This is a genomic window from Microbacterium sp. EB106-03-03-XG65, from assembly GCF_058791955.1.
Window position 1 is genome coordinate 1,949,130 of the sequence record NZ_JBYTEB010000001.1, and the last position, 21,780, is coordinate 1,970,909.

At 68.2% G+C, this 21,780-nt stretch carries 19 protein-coding genes; 13 read left to right on the forward strand and 6 right to left on the reverse strand.

The window, feature by feature from the left end:
* The first annotated feature begins 6 nt into the window (after nt 1-6).
* The 7 genes from AC3WS6_RS09135 (at nt 7) to AC3WS6_RS09165 (ending at nt 8,345) form a co-directional block, all read left to right on the forward strand.
* Nucleotides 7-906 (forward strand): F0F1 ATP synthase subunit gamma, encoded by a 900-nt coding sequence (locus AC3WS6_RS09135; RefSeq protein ID WP_053095762.1) that lies wholly within the window; start codon nt 7-9, stop codon nt 904-906.
* A gap of 21 nt (nt 907-927) precedes the next feature.
* Nucleotides 928-2,382, forward strand: coding sequence for a F0F1 ATP synthase subunit beta (gene atpD / locus AC3WS6_RS09140; RefSeq protein WP_492500717.1), 1,455 nt, complete (start codon nt 928-930; stop codon nt 2,380-2,382).
* A gap of 2 nt (nt 2,383-2,384) precedes the next feature.
* Complete coding sequence (locus tag AC3WS6_RS09145; RefSeq protein ID WP_053095764.1) at nt 2,385-2,645, forward strand: F0F1 ATP synthase subunit epsilon; 261 nt, start codon at nt 2,385-2,387, stop codon at nt 2,643-2,645.
* A gap of 71 nt (nt 2,646-2,716) precedes the next feature.
* A complete protein-coding gene (locus AC3WS6_RS09150) occupies nt 2,717-3,463 on the forward strand; it encodes a YaaA family protein (protein WP_492500718.1) in 747 nt (248 codons plus the stop codon).
* A gap of 118 nt (nt 3,464-3,581) precedes the next feature.
* Nucleotides 3,582-4,457, forward strand: a complete 876-nt coding sequence (locus AC3WS6_RS09155) for a large exoprotein (protein WP_492500719.1) — start codon at nt 3,582-3,584, stop codon at nt 4,455-4,457.
* A gap of 272 nt (nt 4,458-4,729) precedes the next feature.
* The gene (locus AC3WS6_RS09160) at nt 4,730-5,527 is read left to right on the forward strand and encodes a PP2C family protein-serine/threonine phosphatase (protein ID WP_492500720.1); all 798 of its coding nucleotides are present in this window, start codon (nt 4,730-4,732) and stop codon (nt 5,525-5,527) included.
* 58 nt (nt 5,528-5,585) lie between these two features.
* The gene (locus tag AC3WS6_RS09165) at nt 5,586-8,345 is read left to right on the forward strand and encodes an FtsK/SpoIIIE domain-containing protein (RefSeq protein WP_492500721.1); all 2,760 of its coding nucleotides are present in this window, start codon (nt 5,586-5,588) and stop codon (nt 8,343-8,345) included.
* A 40-nt stretch (nt 8,346-8,385) separates the two neighbouring features.
* Here AC3WS6_RS09165 and AC3WS6_RS09170 read toward each other — a convergent pair whose 3' ends face one another.
* Nucleotides 8,386-9,381 (reverse strand): asparaginase, encoded by a 996-nt coding sequence (locus AC3WS6_RS09170; protein WP_492500722.1) that lies wholly within the window; start codon nt 9,379-9,381, stop codon nt 8,386-8,388.
* Between the two features lie 92 nt (nt 9,382-9,473).
* Between AC3WS6_RS09170 and AC3WS6_RS09175 the strand changes: the two genes are divergently transcribed.
* Nucleotides 9,474-9,968, forward strand: a complete 495-nt coding sequence (locus AC3WS6_RS09175; RefSeq protein WP_492500723.1) for an OsmC family protein — start codon at nt 9,474-9,476, stop codon at nt 9,966-9,968.
* 12 nt (nt 9,969-9,980) lie between these two features.
* On the opposite strand, the gene AC3WS6_RS09180 is transcribed toward AC3WS6_RS09175, so the two are convergent.
* Nucleotides 9,981-10,760, reverse strand: coding sequence for a lysophospholipid acyltransferase family protein (locus AC3WS6_RS09180; RefSeq protein ID WP_492500724.1), 780 nt, complete (start codon nt 10,758-10,760; stop codon nt 9,981-9,983).
* Nucleotides 10,761-10,883: 123 nt separating this feature from the next.
* Between AC3WS6_RS09180 and AC3WS6_RS09185 the strand changes: the two genes are divergently transcribed.
* Both AC3WS6_RS09185 and dxr read left to right on the forward strand, forming a co-directional pair.
* On the forward strand, nt 10,884-11,873 hold the full coding sequence (locus tag AC3WS6_RS09185) for an FKBP-type peptidyl-prolyl cis-trans isomerase (protein WP_492500725.1): 990 nt from the start codon (nt 10,884-10,886) through the stop codon (nt 11,871-11,873).
* Nucleotides 11,874-11,910: 37 nt separating this feature from the next.
* The gene (dxr, locus tag AC3WS6_RS09190; RefSeq protein ID WP_492500726.1) at nt 11,911-12,993 is read left to right on the forward strand and encodes a 1-deoxy-D-xylulose-5-phosphate reductoisomerase; all 1,083 of its coding nucleotides are present in this window, start codon (nt 11,911-11,913) and stop codon (nt 12,991-12,993) included.
* 14 nt (nt 12,994-13,007) lie between these two features.
* Here dxr and AC3WS6_RS09195 read toward each other — a convergent pair whose 3' ends face one another.
* The 3 genes from AC3WS6_RS09195 to AC3WS6_RS09205 form a co-directional block, all read right to left on the reverse strand.
* Complete coding sequence (locus AC3WS6_RS09195) at nt 13,008-14,630, reverse strand: Mur ligase family protein (protein WP_492500727.1); 1,623 nt, start codon at nt 14,628-14,630, stop codon at nt 13,008-13,010.
* 88 nt (nt 14,631-14,718) lie between these two features.
* Entirely contained in the window at nt 14,719-15,396 is a 678-nt protein-coding gene (locus tag AC3WS6_RS09200) for a YcnI family copper-binding membrane protein (RefSeq protein ID WP_492500728.1), read from the reverse strand.
* A gap of 89 nt (nt 15,397-15,485) precedes the next feature.
* On the reverse strand, nt 15,486-16,064 hold the full coding sequence (locus tag AC3WS6_RS09205; protein WP_492500729.1) for a hypothetical protein: 579 nt from the start codon (nt 16,062-16,064) through the stop codon (nt 15,486-15,488).
* An 82-nt stretch (nt 16,065-16,146) separates the two neighbouring features.
* On the opposite strand from AC3WS6_RS09205, the gene AC3WS6_RS09210 reads away from it, so the two are divergent.
* A complete protein-coding gene (locus AC3WS6_RS09210) occupies nt 16,147-17,463 on the forward strand; it encodes a M50 family metallopeptidase (RefSeq protein WP_492500730.1) in 1,317 nt (438 codons plus the stop codon).
* A gap of 36 nt (nt 17,464-17,499) precedes the next feature.
* Here the strand turns inward: AC3WS6_RS09210 and AC3WS6_RS09215 are convergent, their stop codons facing one another.
* Entirely contained in the window at nt 17,500-19,383 is a 1,884-nt protein-coding gene (locus AC3WS6_RS09215; RefSeq protein ID WP_492500731.1) for a chorismate-binding protein, read from the reverse strand.
* 251 nt (nt 19,384-19,634) lie between these two features.
* Between AC3WS6_RS09215 and ispG the strand changes: the two genes are divergently transcribed.
* Both ispG and AC3WS6_RS09225 read left to right on the forward strand, forming a co-directional pair.
* Complete coding sequence (gene ispG / locus AC3WS6_RS09220; RefSeq protein ID WP_492500732.1) at nt 19,635-20,765, forward strand: flavodoxin-dependent (E)-4-hydroxy-3-methylbut-2-enyl-diphosphate synthase; 1,131 nt, start codon at nt 19,635-19,637, stop codon at nt 20,763-20,765.
* Between the two features lie 81 nt (nt 20,766-20,846).
* Entirely contained in the window at nt 20,847-21,713 is an 867-nt protein-coding gene (locus AC3WS6_RS09225) for an alanyl-tRNA editing protein (protein WP_492500733.1), read from the forward strand.
* The last annotated feature ends 67 nt before the right edge of the window (nt 21,714-21,780 follow it).

Below are 21,780 nucleotides of genomic sequence, written 5' to 3' on the forward strand. Positions count from 1 at the left end.
GAATTCATGGGCGCTCAACTCAGGGTCTACAAGCAGAAGATCTCTTCTGCTCAGACGACCAAGAAGATCACGAAGGCGATGGAACTCATCGCGGCTTCGCGCATCCAGAAGGCGATGGCACGCGTCAAAGCGTCCAGCCCCTTCGCGCGGGCCGTGACGAGGGCCGTGTCCGCCGTCGCGACGCACTCGAACGTCGACCACCCGCTCACCCGCGAGCCCGAGACGATCCGCCGCTCCGCGGTCGTGATCTTCTCGTCGGACCGCGGTCTCGCCGGAGCCTTCAACTCGCAGATCCTCCGTGAGGGTCTCGAGGTGGCGGAGCTCCTGCGCGGGCAGGGCAAGGAGCCGGTGTTCTACCTCGTCGGACGCAAGGCGGTCGGTTACTTCCAGTTCCGCCGCATCGCGGCCGCTGCGGAGTGGACCGGCGACACCGACACGCCGTCGTTCCACACGGCGGAGGAGATCTCGGCCACGCTGCTCGAGGACTTCTCGCGTGGCGCGGACGAGGGCGGCGTCGACGAGATCCACCTCGTGTACAACCGCTTCGTCAGCATGATGACGCAGTCGCCGGAATCCGTGCGTCTGCTTCCGCTGGAGATCGCGGAAGCCGATGACTCGGAAGCGGGAAGCGCCGTCTACCCGCTGTACGAGTTCGAGCCGGATGCCGAGACGGTTCTCGACGCGATCCTGCCGGTGTACATCCAGAGCCGCGTCTTCAACGCTCTCCTGCAGTCGTCTGCCGCCAAGCAGGCCGCGACGCAGAAGGCGATGAAGTCGGCCAGCGACAACGCCGACAAGCTCATCACCGACTACACCCGTCTGCGCAACAATGCGCGCCAGGCGGAGATCACGCAGCAGATCGCGGAGATCGTCGGCGGCGCCGACGCCCTCTCGTCGAGCAAATAGACCATCAGGAAAGAGACGGAAATGACTACCACCGCCACGGCTGACCAGCCGGCGACCGCGGTCGTCGGGCGCGTCGCACGCGTCAACGGTCCGGTTGTCGACATCGAGTTCCCGCACGACTCGATCCCCGACATCTACAACGCTCTGAAGACCACCATCGCCATCGGCGAGGAGTCCACGGAGATCACGCTCGAGGTCGCGCAGCACCTCGGCGACGACCTGGTGCGCGCGATCGCCCTGAAGCCGACCGACGGCATCGTCCGCGGCCAGGAGGTGCGCGACACCGGCGAGGCCATCTCGGTCCCCGTCGGCGACGTCACCAAGGGCAAGGTCTTCAATGTCATCGGCGAGGTCCTGAACCTCGAGCCCGGCGAGACGATCGAAGTCACCGAGCGCTGGCCGATCCACCGCAAGGCTCCCAACTTCGACCAGCTCGAGTCGAAGACCACCATGTTCGAGACCGGCATCAAGTCGATCGACCTCCTCACGCCGTACGTGCTGGGTGGAAAGATCGGTCTGTTCGGTGGCGCCGGTGTCGGAAAGACCGTCCTCATCCAGGAGATGATCCAGCGCGTCGCGCAGGACCACGGTGGTGTGTCGGTGTTCGCCGGTGTCGGTGAGCGCACCCGTGAGGGCAACGACCTGATCCACGAGATGGAAGAGGCGGGTGTCTTCGACAAGACGGCCCTCGTGTTCGGCCAGATGGACGAGCCGCCGGGAACGCGTCTGCGCGTCGCCCTCTCGGCTCTGACGATGGCGGAGTACTTCCGTGACGTGCAGAAGCAGGACGTGCTGCTCTTCATCGACAACATCTTCCGCTTCACGCAGGCCGGTTCCGAGGTCTCCACGCTCCTGGGTCGCATGCCCTCCGCCGTGGGATACCAGCCGAACCTCGCCGACGAGATGGGCCTCCTGCAGGAGCGCATCACCTCGACCCGTGGCCACTCGATCACCTCGCTGCAGGCGATCTACGTGCCCGCCGATGACTACACCGACCCGGCTCCGGCGACCACGTTCGCCCACCTCGACGCCACCACGGAGCTCTCGCGTGAGATCGCGTCGAAGGGTCTGTACCCGGCCATCGACCCGCTGACCTCGACGTCGCGCATCATGGACCCCCGCTACTTGGGCGAGGACCACTACCGCGTCGCCACCACGGTCAAGCAGATCCTCCAGAAGAACAAGGAACTGCAGGAGATCATCGCCATCCTCGGTGTCGATGAGCTCTCCGAAGAGGACAAGATCGTCGTGTCGCGTGCACGTCGCATCCAGCAGTTCCTCTCGCAGAACACCTACATGGCCAAGAAGTTCACGGGTGTCGAGGGTTCGACCGTCCCGCTCAAGGAGACCATCGAGTCGTTCGATGCGATCGCGCGCGGCGACTTCGACCACGTCGCCGAGCAGGCCTTCTTCAACGTCGGTGGAATCTCCGACGTCGAAGAGCAGTGGGCGAAGATCCAGAAGGAGAACGGCTGATCATGGCATTGCATGTCAGCCTCGTCTCCGCGGACGCGGAGGTCTGGACGGGAGAGGCGAGCCTTGTGGTCGCCAAGACCGTCGAGGGCGAGATCGGATTCATGGCCGGCCACGAGCCGGTCCTGGCGATCCTCGCTCAGGGCGAGGTCCGGATCACGCAGACGGATGGCACCAAGGTGCTCGCCAACGCACAGGACGGATTCCTCTCCATGGAGAGCGATGTCCTGACGATCGTGGCAGGCAACGCGGCTCTCATCGCCTGAGCAGTTCAGTTCATCGCGTCCGCCTCGGCCCCTGTGGGTCGAGGCGGACGTGTCTGTGTTACCGAGGATTCATGAAGATTCTGCTTCCGCCATCTGAGACGAAGCGAGCAGGCGGCGCCGGCTCTCCTCTCGATCTGGCCGCGCTCTCGCTGCCCGCGCTCGTCGACAAACGTCGGGCGGTCGCCCACGCCCTCGTCGAGCTCGCTGCCGATGAGGACGAGTCGCGGAGAGTCCTCAAGCTCAGTGCGAAGCAGGCGGGGGAGATCGCACACAACCGCGCGCTGCTGTCCTCTGCGACCATGCCGGCGGTCGATCGCTATACCGGCGTTCTCTACGATGCTCTCGACGCTGCGACTCTGCCGAGCGCATCCCGGCGGTGGCTCGCATCCCACGTGTGGATACACTCGGCCCCTTTCGGCCCGGTGGGCGCACTCGACGGCATCCCCGCCTATCGTCTCGCCGCGGGAGCGGCGCTGCCCGGGGTTCCGGCTCTCCGTCGACACTGGGCCGACGCGACGAGTGCAGCCATTGCCGCCGAGTCGCCGTCGTTCGTTCTCGACCTGCGCAGCGAGGCCTACGTGTCGCTCGGGCCCGTGCCGCCATCGGTCTCCACGGCGTACGTGCGCGTCGTCACGCAGAACGGGCGCGCGCTCAATCACTTCAACAAGAAGTCCAAGGGCGTCCTCGTGCGCACGCTCGCAGAAGACCGTCCGCGGATCCGCTCCCTCCGCGCCCTGCGAAGCTGGGCGGAGAGCCAGGGTGTGGTGCTGCGCGACTCGGGTGATCCGGGCGTTCTCGAGCTCGTCGTCGCCGAGTGACGGATGCGTCGACCACTGTGACGGACGGCGGCGTGGGTCGTTGCCCGTAATATCGGGGCACCGCTATGGTGGGTGACGCGGCGCGCACGGCGCCGCTCCATGGGATCCGGAGGGGATCATGTACGACGATTACTACGGTTACGGCGGGCTTTCGGGCGGCGCTCTGGTCGCCCTGATTCTGGTTTATACGGTCTTGCCTCTGGCCATCTACGCGATCTACTCGTGGTTCTACATGAAGGTCTTCGAAAAGGCCGGCGTGCAGGGCAAATGGCGGGCCTGGGTGCCCGTGTACAACACGATGATCTTCTACAAGCTCGGCGACCTCAGTCCCTGGATGATCCTCTACCTCCTCGGGGCGGGAATCCTCGGCGCGGTCATCCCGTTCCTCGGGTGGTTCCTGATTCTTCCGCTCGTCGGAATCGCTGCCCGCATCCTCGATCTGATCGCTGCGTGGCGCGTCGGCCTCAAGCTGCAGAAGGACGCCGTCTGGGTGATCCTGTACTTCTTCCTCCCGGTCGTGTGGCTCGGCATCAACGCGTTCGACAAGTCGCAGTGGAACCCGAACATCGCTCCGGCCTCGTGGGGGACGAACAAGCTCCTCGCCGACACCACGGTGTGGCAGGGTGTCCCCGTGCAGCCGCGTCCGGCCGCCCCGCAGGGGTACGGGGCACCGCAGGGCTATGGCGCGCCGCAGGGCTATGCGCCTCCGGCCCCTCAGGGCTACGCGCCGCCGGCACAGCCCGGATACACGCCGCCGGCCCAGCCCGGATATGCGCCGCCGGCAGGTCCGACGGATCCTCAGGGGCCTGGCGTGCCTCCCGCAGCCCCGCAGGTCCCGCCGGCCGCCCCGCAGGTGCCGCCGGCACCTCCCGCGGCCCCGCCCGCTGCACCGTCAGCTCCGCCCGCGGGCCCGCCCGCACCGCCCGCTGGTCCTCCGGCCCCGCCCGCGAGTCCTGCGGCACCGCCGTCGGACCCGACGCAGCCGCCGGCATAACCGAGCGACACAGAGCCCCCGGCTTCGGCCGGGGGCTCTGTGCGTGCGGCGGCACCGCGTGGAATGCGGCCACAGCCGCCCGAGGCGATAGCGTGGAAGCATGGTCACCTCGCAGCGCGCTGTCGGCGCACCAGGACTTCCTTCGTCTGTCACAGGTCCGAGGCCCGGTGGGGTCGGTGACGCGACCGGACGGCGAGGCCTGCGCTCCGCCTCCGCTACGATGTGTGGATATGCTGGGGCGGCCCGATTCCCGGGCAATTCGGAGGCAACGCGTGGCTGAGACGACGACGAAGACGCACAGCGTCACCGTTTCCGACGGGGACCTGATCGTCTCCTGGGCGGGCGTGACCGATGTGGGCCGTCGCCGTGAGACCAATCAGGACGCATTCCTCGCTGCGTATCCGCTGTTCATCGTCGCCGACGGCATGGGGGGCCACGCGGGAGGCGAGATCGCCAGCTCCAGCACGGTCAAACGGCTCGAGGCCGTCGCCGCAGCGGGAGATGTCGAACGCTCGTCGATCGAGGGCGCTCTTCAGCTCGCCGTCGCAGACATCGCCGATCACCCCGAGACCACGGACGAGGGCACAGGCACGACGCTCACCGGCATCTTCCTCGAGTTCAGAGACGGAGAGCCGCACTGGGTGGCGTTGAACATCGGGGATTCGCGCGTGTACCTTCTTCGCGACGACCGGCTTGTGCAGGTCACGACAGACCATTCGGTCGTGCAGGAGCTGATCGCATCGGGCAAGATCAGTCCCGAAGAGGCCGAGGGACACCCGTACAGCAACGTGATCACGCGTGCGGTCGGCGCAAGCGAACTGACGGCTCCCGACTACGTGGCTCTCGACCTCCGAACGGGTGACCGATTCGTCATCTGCTCGGACGGACTCACCAAAGAACTGACTGACTACGGAATCCAGCACTTTCTGCGGGAGAACGCGGATCCCGCCGAAGCGGTCGATGCGATGCTCGCAGCGGCGCTCGAGAACGGCGGGCGTGACAACGTGACACTCGTCATCGTGCAGGTCGCCGCCGAATCCTCCTCCACATCGCTCGAGCTCGACGACTAGGTCGTTCCGCCCTGTGGAGGGCGTTCTGTCCCCGCCGTGATGCGGTCCACTGGAGGGTATGGACTCTCTCCCCATTGTGATTCCCGCTGCGCAGGTCGATGCGCGCAGACCACCCGTCCCGATCGTGGCGGCACTCGTTCCCGTCGTCGGGGGAGTCGCCCTCTGGTTGATCACCGGTTCGCTCTTCGCGCTGTGCTTCGCGGCACTCGGTCCGCTCATGATGTTGGCCTCCGTCATCGATGGCGCACGCGCACGACGTAAGACCCGCCGCGCGGCGATGATCGAGGGAGAGCAGGCGTGGACCGACGCCGAGAACGAGCTCGTGTCCCGCCACGATGAAGAGCGGGAAAGACGCTGGCACCGGAACCCCGACGCGGCGGTCTGTCTCGCGCACCCTCCGCTGCGAGGAAGAGAGCGTCCTGATGCGGGCACGGACATCGTCGTGGGCAGCGGATCGCTGCCCAGCGGACTTCGAGCGTCAGGTGGCGAGGGCGAGAGGGAGCGCGCGTTCCAGCGCCGGTGCCAGACGATATCGCGGGTTCCGATAGTGGTGGCGCTCGGAGGCGGAATTGCGCTGCGCGGTCCTGCCCCGATCACCGCGGCGGTCGCCAGAGCGCTCGCGGTTCAGCTCTGCGTGAGATTCGGACCACGAAGTCTCTCGCTGGAGGGTGAGGCCGTCGCCGCACTCGGACTCAGTGACTTCCCCCACGTTCAGACAGCGCGGCGGGGGGTCTTCCGACTGGGAGTCGCTCGGACGGGGGAGGCGCTTCCTGACAGCGAAGCGGTGATCTGGCTTCTGAAGGGTGGGGAGGAGGTGCCCGATGGGGTCACCACTGTGATGGACGTGCGCGAGCTCCGTGGTGCGACGGTGCGCACGGCGGAGGGGATCTTCGACGTCGATGCGGAGGCATTGTCCCTCGCGCAGTCGAGGGCCGCCGCGGCTCATCGTGCAGGGGAGGCCGACGACATCGAGGTGCTGCCGGATGCCGTCTCGTTGGCCGAGCTGACGCAGACCTCCGCACCGGGAGGTCTTCCAGTGACGATCGGGCGAGGCGCTGGCGATGCGATGGTCCTCGATCTTGTGGACGACGGTCCGCATGCGATGGTGACAGGAACGACCGGAGCAGGCAAGAGCGAGCTCCTGGTCACCTGGGTGACAGCGATGGCAGCCGTGTACGGCCCCACGCGGGTGCTGTTCGTCCTCGCCGATTTCAAGGGCGGCACGGCCTTCGAGCCGTTGCGGGTGCTGCCGCATGTGACAGCAGTCATCACCGACCTTGACGACGACGGTGCGAGGCGCGGAGTGTCCAGTCTCCGTGCTGAGCTGCGTCGGCGCGAATCGGTCATCGCTGCTGCCGGGGCTCGCGATATCAGTGCTGTCGAGATGCCGCGGCTCGTGATCGTGGTCGATGAGTTCGCGGCACTTCTGCAGGAGCACTCCGAGCTCGGTGGGGTCTTCACCGACATCGCCGCACGCGGCCGGGCGCTCGGCATGCATCTCATCCTCGGCACTCAGCGGGCGTCAGGCGTGATCCGTGACGCACTTGCGGCGAACTGCCCGCTACGGCTCAGTCTGCGAGTGAGCGACGCGGCAGACAGCCGGTTGGTCCTCGGCACGGACGCGGCGTCCGAACTCCCGGGTGGACTCGAATCACGAGGCATCGCGTTTCTCCGGCGCCCGCGAGACCGAGAACCGGCAGCCATGCGGGTGGCGCTCACCGGCGCCGCCGACCTCCGTGCTGCGGCGGTGAGATGGGGGAATGAGCAGAGGGCCGCGAGCCCCTGGCTGCCGGCGCTCGCCCGGCTCATCCCGCTCGACGAGATCGGCCCTGCAGCGCCCGACGGCGCGCTCGTGCTGGGCAGGGCGGATGATCCACAGCGTCAGAGCCAGCCGATGGAACTGATCCGTCCCGGTGTCGATCGAGGGGTGGCGATTCTGGGCGCCGCGGGAAGCGGACGCACCTCTGCCCTCCGAGCTCTCGCAGAGCAATGCGACGGTGCTGTCTGGATCCCCGCCGATGCAGAAGCCGCATGGGACATGCTCGTGCAGCTCGTCGAGCGATCGCATGCTGCGCCGCCACTGATCCTGTGCGACGAGATCGACGCGCTCATCGGAGATCTCCCGCTCGAGCATGGTCAGCACCTGGCTCAGCTCTGGGAGCAGCTGATCCGCGGCTCGGCGGCGACGACGTTCATCCTGACCGCGTCGAGGTCATCCGGAGCGGTCGGGCGCATCCTCGATGCGCTTCCACGGCGCGCCCTGCTGCGCATGCCCAGCCGCGTCGAGCATCTCGCCGCGGGAGGCGATGCGCAGACGTTCGACCGAGACAGGCCCGCCGGACGAGCGGTGCTCGGCGACCGCGAGGTGCAGGTGGCCTGGGTGCCGGTCGTTCGTCGGCCGACTGACGAACGGACGCGCGACGGCCGTTCGCGCCAGACGCCCTCGTGGTCGCCGTCCAGAGCGCTGACAGCACTGGTGACTGCGGGTGCCGCCTCGGTGGCTCATGCGCTCGCGTCGGCTCACCCCGAGTACACCGTGGTGGTGGCGTCCGGGCAGCACACAGAGATCGACACTGCCACCGGGCCGGTCATCGTCGTCGGTGAGGCGGAGGTGTGGCACCGCGAATGGGCTCTCTGGCAGCGTGTGCGCGGCGAAGGAGAGGTGCTGATTCGTGCGGAGAACCCGAGTGAGTTGCGACAGCTCGCCGGAATACGTCACCTTCCGCCATATGCCGCGATTCACGCCGGACGCGCGTGGTCGCTGCTGGCAGACGGTCCGCCCAGAAGAGTGTTCCTGCCGACGCTCGTGCCGCGTTGACGGACGTCGAGGGTGCGCGGAGCCCGGGAACCGAGCGGCGTCAGATGCCGCTTCCCGGCCGTATGACACCGACACTCTGGCTGCCGCCGAGCACCTCGAGAGGGAGCGCCGCCGCAAGCGTCGCGACGTCGGCCTCGGTCAGCGCTCCGGCCCTCGACAGCAGCGTCGCCGCCACGATCGTCGAGGCGCGCGACGCACCGTCGAGCATCTTCAGCGCGACGGTAGTGCCGTCCTGGGCGACCATGACCATGACGCCCTCCGCGCCGCCCTTCGCGAAGACACCGAGCTTCTCGATCGCCAGCGTGTCGGGGCGCCCGGGGCCGTCGATGGTCCACGGGTGCTCGCGAACCGCGCGCACGAGCGACCCGGCGACCCGGTGCAGGGCGAACGGCGATCGGTCCGAGGCGGTACCGATGCGGTGGATGGCCCGCGCGAGTCCCGTCAGGCTCATCGCGTAGACCGGCGCACCGCAGCCGTCGATCGCCGTGTGAGCGATCTTCTCGCCCGTGAGCCGTTCGATCACCTCACGGATGTGCGCCTGCAGCGGGTGGGAGACGTCGAGATAGCCCTCGGTGGGCCAACCGGTCGCCACGCAGGCTCGCAGCATCGCGGCGTGCTTGCCGGAGCAGTTCATGCGAATGCGCGCCGGTGCCATGTGCTCGCGCACCATCTCATCGCGCGAGGCGGTGTCTGTCGGCCACGCCGGAGGACACGCCAGGTGGTCCTCGGTCAGGCCGCCTTCGGCGAGCATGTCGCGCACCACCGACGCATGTCGATCCGTGCCGCTGTGGCTCGCGGTCGAGAGGGCGAGGCGCTCGCCTTCGAGCACCGCACCTGCGGTGATGCACGCGATGGCCTGCAGCGGCTTCAGGCTCGAGCGGGGGAGGATGAGCGCGTCGGCGTTCCCGTGACGCGCGATGACCTCACCGTCAGGGGAGAGCACGACGGCCGCTCCTGCGTGGCGGGATTCGACGAATCCGCTCCGCTCGACAACGGCGAGTTCTACGGCATCCGGCACGGTGATAGTTTCCAGCACCAGCCAAGGATACCTGCGGCGGCGGCCACCCTCTGAGACTGAGCGGCGGGCGAAGCGTCGCGAGGTGGCGGAGGCGCTGGCAGACTGGGGATATGGCAGATCGTCACGCCGCGCTTGGCGAGCATCACTACTCCCTCACCTCCACCTGGACCGGGAACACCGGCTCCGGTACCAGTGGCTACCGCGACTACCGGCGCGATGTGACCCTCCACGTCGAAGGCAAGCCCGAGGTGCTGGCATCCTCGGACAAGCCGTTCCGCGGCGACCCGACCCGATGGAACCCTGAAGACCTGCTGCTCGCATCGCTCTCGGAGTGCCACCTGCTGTCGTATCTGCATGCGTGCGTGACGGCCGGAGTCGTCGTCGTCTCCTATCGGGACACGGCCTCGGGATTCATGCGCGAGGACGGTACCGGCGGGGGAGCATTCGTCGAGGTGATGCTCCGACCCGAGGTCGTCGTCGCGGATGCGTCGATGGTCGAGGCAGCGGAGCACGCGCACGCCCAGGCGAACCAGTGGTGCTTCATCGCGAACTCGATGAACTTCCCGGTTCGCCACGAGGCGACGGTCACCGCGCAGGCCGAGTGACGCCGGTCGGGCTCAGCGACGCTCGTGGGGGAGTGCCTGCCTGATCTTCTCGATCGTGTTCTGGGCGGGTGCCTCGTTGTAGCTGCCGGCGAGCTCCTGGCCCGACAACGCATGGATGGCGGCCATGATCTCATCCGTCGCGAGTCGGCGCGCGCGACCACTGGACGCAGGTCCGTGCGGTGACAGGTCGAGCGGCGCACCGAAGCGCACCGTGATCCTCTCCTTGAGCGTCGGGACCTTGGCACCGACCGGCATCACCTTATCGGTGCCGATGAGCCCCACGGGCACGACCGGTGCACCCGTCTGGAGCGCCAGGAACGCCACCCCGGTGCGTCCCTTGTACAGGCGCCCGTCTGTGGAGCGTGTTCCCTCGGGGTAGAGCGCGACCGCGAGTCCCTCGTCGAGAAGCTGACGCTGGAGGTCGAGCGCATCGAGTGCCGCCTGCCCTGCGCCGCGTCGCACCGGGATCGCTCCGATGGACTCGAAGAAGGTCTTGCTGAGCCACCCACGTGGACCCGTTCCCTCGAAATAGCTGGACTTGGCGAGGAAGTGAACGGGCCGCGGAGCGGCGACCGGGATGGCGATCGAGTCGATGAACGACAGGTGATTGCTCGCGAAGATGACCGCGCCCTCGAGGGGGACGTTCTCGCGGCCTTCGATGCGCGGGCGGTAGATCAGGCGAGCGAGCGGTGTGATCAGGCTGCGTCCGAGTGCGTACGCGAATCCGGCGTGGCGAGGCTTCGCAGTCTCTGCGGGCGAGGATTCGGGCTCCACGGACTGCTCTGACGTCATCAGAGCAGATTACCCCCGGATCCATGCCGCACCGGGAATGGTGGACGTGCGCGCGTCTCACAGCCTCGGCAAAGGCCGATGAGAGATGATGGTGTGTCCCGCCCGCGATCCTGAGGTCCCACTGTGCGCAAGCGTCCGCTCATCGTCCTGTCCACCGTCGCCGCGGCGACCCTTCTGCTTGCGGGGTGTTCCGGCGATGCGGCTCCCGAGTCGACGTCGACTCCCGGAGCTTCGGCGGACCCGTCCTGCCTCGCCGACCTCCCTTCCGGAGCAGGATCCGACGCCGTGACGGTCGAGGGCAGCGGCGCGTCCGCGAAGATCACCGTTCCCGAGGGAGCCGATCTCGCGGCCGCCGAGCGCACCGTGATCTCAGAGGGCGACGGAGACGAGCTCTTCCCCGGCGACTTCGTCTCGCTGCGCTACCAGCTCGTGGATGCCACGACCAACGAGGTCCTGAGCACGTCGGAGCGCGGCCCGGACGGCGTGCTGCCCGCCCTGCTCGCTCAGCAGCAGTCGCAGCAGATGGTCGACCCGACACAGTCGACCGTGTTCACGGTCGCGGCCGAGTGCCTTCCGCTCGGATCGAGCGTCGTGCTGACCCTGCCTGCCGCGCAGGAGGGGTCCAACCCCAGCGTCCTCTACGTCGAGACGATCGACAAGCTGCCGACCGTCGCCACCGGCACCGAGGTGGACCCCACCGAGGGCATGCCGACGGTCGAGCTCGATGACGCGGGCGCGCCCACGATCACGCTCCCGGACGGCGACGCGCCGGCTGAGACCGAGGTCGCAGTCCTCAAGGAGGGCGATGGCGCAGTCGTCGAGTCGGGCGATCTGGTCACCGTGCAGTATCGCGGCGTCAAGTGGTCGGACGGCAGTGAGTTCGACTCCAGCTGGAGCCGCGACGCGGCCCCCGCACAGTTCCCGACCACCGGCGTCGTCACCGGATTCAAGACTGCCCTCGAAGGGCAGAAGGTCGGATCCCAGGTCATCGTGACGATGCCCCCGAAGGACGGGTACGGCGAGGGTGAGATCAACGAGAACGATCTCACCGGCGAGAGCCTCGTGTTCGTGGTCGACATCATCGGAACGACGCCGCTCGAGCAGGTTCAGTAGCAGCGGAGGAGCCGGGGACGTGCCATAGGCTGGCGGCATGCGTCGCATCATCGTCCTCGGCTCCACCGGCTCCATCGGCACTCAGGCGCTCGACGTCATCCGCGCGAATCCTCGTCGGTTCGAACTGGTGGGTCTGTCTGCAGGCTCGAATGCCGAGAAGCTCGCGGAGCAGGCCGAGGCCTTCCAGGTCGAGGACACGGCTCTCGGCGCGGCAGAGGCCGAGCAGCTCGTGCGCGACGTCGAGGCAGACGTGGTGCTCAACGCGATCACGGGCTCGATCGGACTCGGCTCGACTCTGGCAGCGCTGGAATCGGGACGGACGTTGGCGCTCGCGAACAAGGAGTCGCTCATCGTGGGCGGCGAGTTGGTCCTCGCCGCAGCGAAGGCGGATCAGATCGTGCCGGTCGACTCCGAGCACTCCGCTCTGGCGCAGGCTCTTCGCAGCGGCACGCACGCCGAAGTGAGGCGTCTCGTCGTCACGGCATCCGGAGGGCCGTTCCGAGGGCGCACCCGCGATGAGATGAACGGCATCACTCCCCAGGAGGCGCTCGCCCACCCGACGTGGGACATGGGGCGCATGGTGACGACGAACTCCGCGACCCTGGTCAACAAGGGACTCGAGGTGATCGAGGCTCACCTGCTTTTCGACATCGCGTACGACGACATCGACGTGGTCGTGCACCCGCAGTCGATCGTGCACTCGATGGTCGAGTTCATCGACGGATCGACGATCGCACAGGCCTCCCCGCCCGACATGCGTCTGCCGATCTCACTCGGACTCGACTGGCCGAACCGGGTCGGCGGGGTCGGGCGTCCCCTCGACTGGACGCAGGCGACTTCGTGGACGTTCGAGCCGCTCGACGATACGGCATTCCCTGCCGTCGCCCTGGCGAAGTCCGTGGGGCGCGCGGGCGCCACATTCCCCGCCGTCTACAACGCGGCCAACGAGCAGGCGGTCGACGCGTTCCACGAGGGACGACTCTCGTTCCTGGCGATCGTCGACACGATCGCCAGGGTCATCGACGCGCATGAGCCGCCGCCGAGCCTCACGGTCGAGTCCCTGGCCGAGGCCGAGGCGTGGGCGCGCCGCAAGGCCGATCAGCTGATCGCTCAGGCCTGACGGCAGCGCCGCGCTCAGTCCGCGTCGGTGTACGGCACCGGCCACCTGGGCTCGGGCACCGGCCATCCGGCGGCGCGAAGCGCCCGTCGGGCCAGCTCGCGGGCCGAGTACGGCGTGCGGACGCCGCGGATGTCCCGGTAGTCCTGATGCCCTGGCCCTGCCCAGAGGATGGCGTCGCCTTCACCGACGAGGTCGATCGCGGCGACGATCGCCTTCTCGGGCGGTGAGAACTCATGGATCTCCGCGTCCGGACGAGCCTTGCGGGCGCCTTCGACCAGGGTGGCTCTGATCGAATCCGGATTCTCGAAGCGCGGGTGATGGTCGGTCACGACGAGGATGTCGCTGCCTTCGACCGCAGTACGCGCCATGTCGTACCGTTTCGTGGCGTCTCGGTCCCCGTCGGCTCCGAAGAGCATCAGGACCTTGCCCGGCGTCACGCGGCGTACGGCGGCCAGGGTCTTCTCGAAGGCGTCTGGAGAGTGTCCGAAGTCGACGAAGACCGCAGGCCCGGTGTCGCCTGAGACCAGCTGCGTGCGTCCCGGAAGGTACGCCTTGATCGCCCCGTCGCGCTCGAGGGCTGCGACGATCCGATCCCACGCGTAGCCGCCCTCCAGGAGCATGACGATCGCGAGCGCGGCATTGGCCGCCATGTGGGGGCCGATGACGGGGACCACAGTGGTCAGCGATCCGGCGGGACCGGTGAGGGTGAACGTGGTGCCCGTGGTGCGCTCGTCGTCGATCACGACCACCCAGTCGGCACTCCCGGCCGCATCGGGGTCGGCGGCGATGGACGGCGTCCCGACGGTGACGATCGGGATCTCCGCTCGTTCGACCACGGTCGAACCCGAGGCGGAGTCGATGCACACCACGCCGCGCCGCGCACGGTCGGGGCGGAACAGCGGCAGCTTCGCCTCGAAGTACTCCTCCATGTCGGCGTAGTCGTCGAGATGATCGTGGCTGAGATTCGTGAAGCCCGCGACATCGAAGCGGATGCCGTCGACGCGGTGGCGCGACAACGCCTGCGCGCTCACCTCGACCGCGACGGCTTCGACGTCGCGCTCACGCATCAGCGCGAGCAGTGCGTGCATCTCCGAGGCCTCGGGCGTGGTGAGCCGCGAGACGATGACCTCTCCGGCGATGTGCCGCTCCGCCGTCGAGGAGAGTCCGGTGACCACGCCCAGCTGGTCGAGGATGCCCTCGAGCAGGTGCGACACGCTCGTCTTGCCGTTCGTCCCGGTGGTCGCGAACAGGAGAGGCAGTGCGTCGTCAGCGCCGGTGCCGTAGACCCACGCGCTGAGCGCCCCGAGAACGCCCCGCGGATCGTCGACGATCAGGATCGGGAGCCCGGCGGAAGCGGCGATCTCGGCGCCTGCGTCGTCGGTGATGATCGCGACGGCGCCCTTCTCCGCGGCCGCGGCTGCGAACTCGGCGCCGTGCCTGTTCACTCCCCGGATGGCGACGAAGGCCTCTCCGGCGCGGAGATCGGCGGTGGCGAGAGTGATTCCCGTCACGTCGACACCGGCCGTGTCGCCGCGCACGTCGCGGGCGAATCGGGAGGCGAGTTCGGACAGCTCACGCCGGGGCGGGTTCGCGGGGCGGAGCACGGGAGGCAGGCTCGGTTGTTGTTCAATCGACATGTCTCTCCCATGATCTCACGTCGTCGCGCGCGAGCCGGGTGCGGCGCGTCTCCCGATCTGCGGAGCTGACCAGGAGACGCGCCACGGCTCACGCGCTGCGGCGGAAGGCCAGCACGGACACGACGAGCGCGGCGAGACCGGCCACGAGACCGCCCGCCCCGAGCACTGCGGGCAGAGCGTCCGGGGCCGTCGAGCCAGCGGGGTCGGCGGCGTCGCCCTCGGCGGTCGCCTCATCGTCGTGGTCTGCGTGGTCTGCGTGGTCGGCGTCAGCCGCGCCGACCGTCACGACGGGTGCGGGTGCATCGAGGTCGTGCGGGTCCTCGCCGTCGTCGGCCAGCTGGGTCCATTCAGTGCTGCCTTCGACGCACGTCTGGATCACGGGGAAGGCGAGGGACTCGGGAGTGCTCTCGTCGAGTCCGACCGACATGCTAACGGCGCCTCGGAGGTCAGTGGCGACGGGCGTGACAGCGGTGTAGGTCACAGCGCTGACGAGTCCGTCCTCGCCTCGTTCGATGTCGATCGCCCAGTCGCTGTCCGCCGTCGGCGCGACGGAGGTCAGCCCTTCGGGCATCGTGATCCTGAGCGAGGTGGTCGGCGAGCTGTCGCAGCCGTGGGCGAACGAGAAGGTGAGCACGCCGTGGTCGCCGGCGGCCAGTTCGTCGGGGGTGACACTCACATGGGCGCTGGCTGCGATGGGCACGGCGAGTGCGAGGATCGCGCCTGCGATGAGGCCGGTGGTCAGGGTGCGGGGGGTGGTGGAACGCATGGTGATACTCCTGAGTGCTGATGTGCGGGCGCGCTGGATGTGCACGGCATCCGCCGAAAATGGGACGCCTCGACGAGGCGCACGAGTAATCAGGAGAACAGCGGCGGCCCGCGGCGCGAGACGCACGCCGAGGGCGCGAAGGCGATCGGTCGCGGGTGGGGGAGGATCGGCGGGGCGGGGCTCTCGTGCGGTGCGCGGAAGATCGGGATCGCTCGGCGCAGCCGCGCCTCGACCCACCCGGCGATGGCGCGCACCATCGATTCGCCATGCCACAGTGCGGCGGTCGTCAGGACTGCGGCGAGCAGGTGGCCGAGAAGCATCAGGGAGGAGGAGCCGGGTGCCGCTGAGGAGACCGCGGTGCCCAGCGCGCTGAGGTCCAGATGGTGCTGATGGCCGGAGACGACCGCGGTCGCGGACGGAGCGCCCAGCATCTGGAACGCACCATGGAACAGGGTCTGGGCCACGACGACGGTCGCCGCCACTCGGGATCGCGACGCCCGCGCGCCGAGAAGCACCGCGGCGAGCGGGACGAGGAACGATGCCATCGCGACGACGAGCAGAGGATGCGGAACCGAGCCGCCGGCGACCGTATGCGACACCGCGGCGAGGGTCGTGGCCACCGTGGACGCCGATGCTGCGCGCAGGAGTCGCAGCTGGCGGGGAGTCACCGTCAGAGCCTACCCGGCCGGCCGCCGTCGGCACGTCCGAGCATGGGGCGTATTCCTAGGCGGCGAGCACTAGCGTGGGGGAGTGGAAATCCTGCTCTACCTGGCCGGCATCCTGTTCATGCTGATCGGCCTCGGTATCTCGATCGGCTTGCACGAGATCGGTCATCTCCTGCCCGCGAAGCTCTTCGGCGTGCGCGTCGGCCAGTACATGATCGGGTTCGGGCCGAGGCTGTGGTCGAGGCGGATAGGCGAGACCGAATACGGATTCAAGATGCTGCCGCTCGGCGGCTTCATCTCGATGTCCGGCATGTACCCGGCTTCGAAGACGGCGGGACCCGCGAGCGGAGTCTTCCGATCACTCGTGCAGGATGCCCGCGCGGCCAACGACGAGACCATCGCGGAAGGCGCGGAGGATCGTGTCTTCTACCGGCTCCCGGTGTGGAAGCGCGTGGTCGTCATGCTCGGCGGCCCGTTCATGAACCTGATCCTGGCGGTCGTGATCTTCACGGTGCTCGTCTCCGGGATCGGGGTCCAGCAGGGTACGACGACCATCGCCGCGGTGAATCAGTGCGTTCTGCCGGCGTCGTCGACGGCCACCGAGTGCTCCGCCGAAGATCCGCCCACACCGGCGGCCGAGGCCGGCATCCAGCCCGGCGACGTCTTGGTGTCGATCGACGGCACGCCCGTCTCGACCTTCGCCGAAGCGACGTCGATCGTGCAGGCGGCGCCCGGAGAGGAACTCGCCCTCGTGGTGCGGCGCGACGGGGTGGAGACCGACCTGACCATCACCCCGGTCGAGGCCGAACGCACGCTGACCGATGCCAGTGGTCAGCCGATCCTGGGTGATGACGGTCAGCCGGTCGTGAAAGAGGTCGGCTATGTGGGGATGGCAGCGCAGATGGGCTTCGTGCAGCAGCCGCTCTCGGCCGGACCGCAGATGGCCGCAGACACCGTCGTGCGTGTCGGGTCGATGATCCTCACGCTCCCCGTGCGCATCTGGGATGTCGGCGTCTCCCTGGTCACGGGCAGCGAACGAGATCCGAACGGTCCGCTGAGCGTGGTCGGCGTGGGGCGCATCGCGGGAGAGGTCGCAGCCACGGACGCGCCCGTCCTGAACCGCTTCTCGGTGCTCCTGGGGTTGCTCGGCTCACTGAACGTCGCGCTCTTCGTCTTCAACCTGATCCCGCTGCTTCCGCTCGATGGCGGACACATCGTCGTGGCGCTCTGGGACGGCGTCCGTCGGGCCTGGGCGAAGCTCTTCCGTCGTCCGCCACCCGCGCCGGTCGACGCGACGAAGCTCGTGCCGCTCACCGTCGTCGTCGCGACGCTGCTGATCGGCATGGGAGCTCTGCTGCTGCTCGCGGATCTCTTCAACCCCGTGAACATCTTCGGGGGGTGAGACCAGCGGCCGATCAGGCCGAATGCGCGTGCGGGCTCAGGCGAGAGCGTGAGCGACGAGACGCTCCAGAGTGCGGATCCCGTCGCGCGACAGGATCGACTCGAGGTGCCCCTGAACCGAGGCGAAATGTGCGCCGCGCAGCGCGTAGACGTCGCCCGTGTCGGGGTCGGCCGAGACCTCAGCCGATCCGATCTGCGCCGTGCCGGGGGAGACGCGCGCCGTGAACGTGTTGTAGAAGCCGATCGACGCATCCTCACCGAACACGTGCACGGCTTTCTGCAGTCCCTGGTGGGGAGCGTCCAGCGGGGTGAGGTCGATGCCGAGGCGATCGCTGAGGATCTGGTGGCTGAGGCAGACCGCGAGAAGCGGTGCGCCCGCGTCGACGCGGCGGGCGACGACATGTCGCATGCGCGCAATCCGCGCGCTGTCTTCGTCTCGGGGGTCACCCGGGCCCGGGCCCGCGACGACCAGGTCAGCGCGATCGAGTGTCTCGTCGTCGGCGTCGCTCCACGGGCTGATCGTGACATCGAGACCGAGGTGTCGCAGCTGATGGGCGAGCATGGTCGTGAAGCGATCCTCGGCATCGACGACGATCGCGGAGCGTCCGGCGAACGGACCTGTGAATTCCTCGCCCTGTGGGTTCAGCCAGAACTCGGCAAGACGCGAGTTCCGCGAGGCCAGCAGAGCGGTGACGGTGGGATCTTCGGCGAGCGAGAGCGGTCGACCGGGCGCATCCGCGTCCTCGCGGGCCTCCACCGCGCTGTCGCGATCGATCGCACCGATGGCTCCGAGCACGCCGGCAGCCTTGCCGTGAGTCTCCGACACCTCGCCGTGCGGGTCGGAGTGGCGCACGAGCGTCGCCCCCACGGGCACGTTCAGCGATCCGCCCTGCACGTACACGGTGCGGATGAGGATCGGGGCGTCGAGGTCGTGTCCGCCGTCGTCGTTCGGTGTGAAGAGCGCTGCCACGCCCGAGTAGTACCCGCGCGGCTTCTGCTCGTGGCGCCGGATGACCGCGCAGGCGTTCTGCATGGGCGAGCCCGTGACGGTCGGCGCGAACATCGTCTCGCGCAGGATGTCGCGAGGATCCAGGGTGCTGCGCCCTCGGAGCATGTACTCCGTATGGGTGAGGCGCGACATCTCCTTCAGGTGCGGGCCCGTGATGCGGCCGCCGTCCGAGCAGACGGCGCTCATCATCTTGAGCTCCTCGTCGACCACCATGAACAGCTCTTCGGTCTCCTTGGTCGAGGAGAGGAAGTCGACCAGCGTCTCCCTGGTCGCGCCGCCCGCGGGGTGGCGGAACGTTCCCGAGATCGGGTTCATCGTGACGACGCCGCCACGAGCCACGACGTGGGCTTCGGGGCTCGCGCCCACGGCGATGTGTCCGGGGGTGACGACCGCGAAGGTCCAGTACGCGCCGCGTTCGTGCGTCAGCAGGGCGCGGAACCAGGTGAGGGCTGCGGTGCGGTCGTCGACATCGATCTCGGCCGTGAAATCACGGCGGATCACGAAGTTCGCGCCCTCGCCGCGGCCGATCTCGTCGGCGATCACGGTCTCGACGATCTTCGCGTACTCATCGTCGCCGATGTCGAAGCCGCCGTCTCTCAGCGCGACGGGTGCAGTCGGGAGGTCTGCGAGCAGCGACGCCGTCTCCAGCTGAAGGTGTTCCTCGACCACGATGCAGCGCAGCGGGGCGCCGTCGTCCTGCGCGACGAAGCCGCGCTCGCGCACCTGGCGATAGGGCACCATCGCGAAGACCTCGCGGCGTGCGCCGTCGATCGTGAGCGGGATGTCTGCGAGCAGGTCGACGTCGACGACCTCGCCCGTGAGCAGCTCGACGGTGTCGGCCCCGTCACGCGCGATCAGCACGAACGACGCCGTGGGATCGGAGGTGAGCTCGGCTAGACGTGAGAGGGTCATCGGTGTCTCCTGTGCGTGGCTCCGGCTCGGCTCAACGAAAAGACCGCCCCGGAGGCGGTCTGGATTCGTGGGAACGCGAACACACCGCCTAAGAGGCGGGCCACCAGGTGAAGTTCGCGAGCATGGGCTGAAAACTATCACACCGCGCTCCGTCGCCCTGGCCGGATGACGCGCATCCGAGCCGTGCGACATCCAGCCCGCGTGCATGGAGGCGGCGTAGGCTGGGGGTTGTGCCAGCAGTGAATCTTGGGATGCCGAAGATCCCCGAAGTCCTCGCCCCGCGCCGCAAGTCTCGCCAGATCAAGGTGGGCAAGGTGCTCGTGGGCGGTGATGCTCCCGTGACCGTGCAGTCGATGACCACCACCAAGACCACGGACATCAATGCGACGCTCCAGCAGATCGCCGAGCTGACGGCATCCGGATGCGAGATCGTCCGCGTCGCCGTCCCGCATCAGGATGACGCCGACGCGCTGAAGATCATCGCGATGAAGAGTCAGATCCCGGTGATCGCCGACATCCACTTCCAGCCGCGCTACATCTACACCGCGATCGACGCCGGCTGCGGAGCAGTGCGCGTGAACCCGGGCAACATCCGCGAGTTCGACGGCAACGTCGGCAAGATCGCCGAGGCCGCGAAGGCCGCCGGCGTCTCGCTGCGCATCGGCGTGAATGCCGGTTCGCTCGACCGCCGCATCCTCACCAAGTACGGCAAGGCGACGGCCGAGGCGCTCGTCGAGAGCGCCGTCTGGGAGGCGTCGCTGTTCGAGGAGCACGACTTCCACGACTTCAAGATCTCGGTCAAGCACAACGACCCCATCGTGATGGTCAAGGCCTACCGCCAGCTCGCCGAGCGGGGCGACTGGCCGCTGCACCTCGGTGTGACCGAAGCGGGTCCGGCGTTCCAGGGGACGATCAAGAGCGCCACGGCGTTCGGCATCCTGCTCGGCGAGGGAATCGGTGACACCATCCGCGTGTCCCTCTCGGCGCCTCCCGCCGAAGAGGTCAAGGTCGGACATCAGATCCTGCAGTCGCTGAACCTGCGCGAGCGCAAGCTCGAGATCGTGTCCTGCCCCTCGTGCGGACGTGCGCAGGTCGATGTGTACACGCTCGCCGAGAACGTGACCGAAGGCCTCAAGGACATGACCGTTCCGCTGCGCGTGGCCGTCATGGGCTGCGTCGTGAACGGACCCGGCGAGGCTCGCGAAGCCGACCTGGGAGTCGCTTCCGGCAATGGCAAGGGGCAGATCTTCGTCAAGGGCGAGGTCATCAAGACGGTTCCCGAAGCCGACATCGTGGCGACGCTGATCGAAGAGGCCAACCGGATCGCGGCCGACATGGGGCCGGAGGCACCGCTCGGCACCGCCCAGGTCGTCACCGTCTGACGGCGGAGCACTCCCGCGCGCTGACGCGATCGCCGTCCCCGCAGCGAGGGACGGACTGAACCGAACACCTCAAGGAGCCGCATGCCCTCGTCAACCGTCGTGTCCTTCGCCGGCGGCGATGTCTCGGGCTCGAGCACCGTCACGCGGGTCGAGTCGACAGCCGCGGGGGATGTCGTCGTCGTCGACGCGACACCGTTCCACCCGGTCGACCACACGTGGCCCGATCAGCCGGGCGACAGCGGCGAGATCACTCTCGAGGGGTCTGCGGCGCGCGTCAGCGAAGCGGTGATGGCGGCGGTCTCGGACCAGGGCGACTTCGCAGTCGGGTCCGACATCCCGGTGAAGCGCGGTGCCGAAGGATGGACCTGGTTCGTCGGTCATCCGCTCGAGGAGGCGGCTCCGTCCTGGCTGGTTCCCGGCACGCGAGTGGATCTGTCGGTCGACTCGTCCCGGCGGGCGGGGCTCAGCCGGGGACACACCGCCTGCCACCTCGCATCGCTGGCGCTCGATCTGGCGCTCGCAGACCTCTGGCGCAAGGAACCGGGAGAGGATGCTCTCGGGAATCCGAACTTCGAGGGCAGGGCCAATCAGTCCAGCCGCATCCACGAGGACGGCGCGGTCGACGAGTACCGCCTGGGCAAGAGTCTGCGCCGTGCCGGATTCGACACCGAGACTTTCGCGGCGACCCTCGCCGAACGCGAGTCGTCGATCAACGCCCGACTCGCCGATTGGGTGGCATCCGGAGCATCGAGTCGTGTCGTGCCCGAGGGGCCGACGATCGTCGATCGTCGCAGCTGGCACTGCGAGCTCCCCGAAGGCACCGCGGAGATCCTGTGCGGTGGCACGCACGTGGCGACTCTCGCCGAGTTCGTGTCGATCTCTGTGACGCTCGACCTGACGGATCCGCAGCTGCTGGTCATGACGACGAGAGCAGTGCCCGCGTCCTGAGACCGTTCGCACGCTGCCTGCACTTCTCGCCTCCGGCCGTCACCCGGGGTGCGCGGCAGCAGGCTCG

Excerpts from the sequence above, each read along its gene's own strand:
- AC3WS6_RS09150 (WP_492500718.1), top strand. The coding sequence starts at position 2,717 with ATGAAGATTCTGCTTCCGCCATCTGAGACGAAGCGAGCAGGCGGCGCC.
- AC3WS6_RS09165 (WP_492500721.1), top strand. The coding sequence starts at position 5,586 with ATGGACTCTCTCCCCATTGTGATTCCCGCTGCGCAGGTCGATGCGCGC.
- AC3WS6_RS09175 (WP_492500723.1), top strand. The coding sequence starts at position 9,474 with ATGGCAGATCGTCACGCCGCGCTTGGCGAGCATCACTACTCCCTCACC.
- AC3WS6_RS09200 (WP_492500728.1), bottom strand. The coding sequence starts at position 15,396 with ATGCGTTCCACCACCCCCCGCACCCTGACCACCGGCCTCATCGCAGGC.
- AC3WS6_RS09195 (WP_492500727.1), bottom strand. The coding sequence starts at position 14,630 with ATGTCGATTGAACAACAACCGAGCCTGCCTCCCGTGCTCCGCCCCGCG.
- AC3WS6_RS09145 (WP_053095764.1), top strand. The coding sequence starts at position 2,385 with ATGGCATTGCATGTCAGCCTCGTCTCCGCGGACGCGGAGGTCTGGACG.
- atpD (WP_492500717.1), top strand. The coding sequence starts at position 928 with ATGACTACCACCGCCACGGCTGACCAGCCGGCGACCGCGGTCGTCGGG.
- AC3WS6_RS09155 (WP_492500719.1), top strand. The coding sequence starts at position 3,582 with ATGTACGACGATTACTACGGTTACGGCGGGCTTTCGGGCGGCGCTCTG.
- ispG (WP_492500732.1), top strand. The coding sequence starts at position 19,635 with ATGCCGAAGATCCCCGAAGTCCTCGCCCCGCGCCGCAAGTCTCGCCAG.
- AC3WS6_RS09225 (WP_492500733.1), top strand. The coding sequence starts at position 20,847 with ATGCCCTCGTCAACCGTCGTGTCCTTCGCCGGCGGCGATGTCTCGGGC.
- dxr (WP_492500726.1), top strand. The coding sequence starts at position 11,911 with ATGCGTCGCATCATCGTCCTCGGCTCCACCGGCTCCATCGGCACTCAG.
- AC3WS6_RS09135 (WP_053095762.1), top strand. The coding sequence starts at position 7 with ATGGGCGCTCAACTCAGGGTCTACAAGCAGAAGATCTCTTCTGCTCAG.
- AC3WS6_RS09180 (WP_492500724.1), bottom strand. The coding sequence starts at position 10,760 with ATGACGTCAGAGCAGTCCGTGGAGCCCGAATCCTCGCCCGCAGAGACT.
- AC3WS6_RS09215 (WP_492500731.1), bottom strand. The coding sequence starts at position 19,383 with ATGACCCTCTCACGTCTAGCCGAGCTCACCTCCGATCCCACGGCGTCG.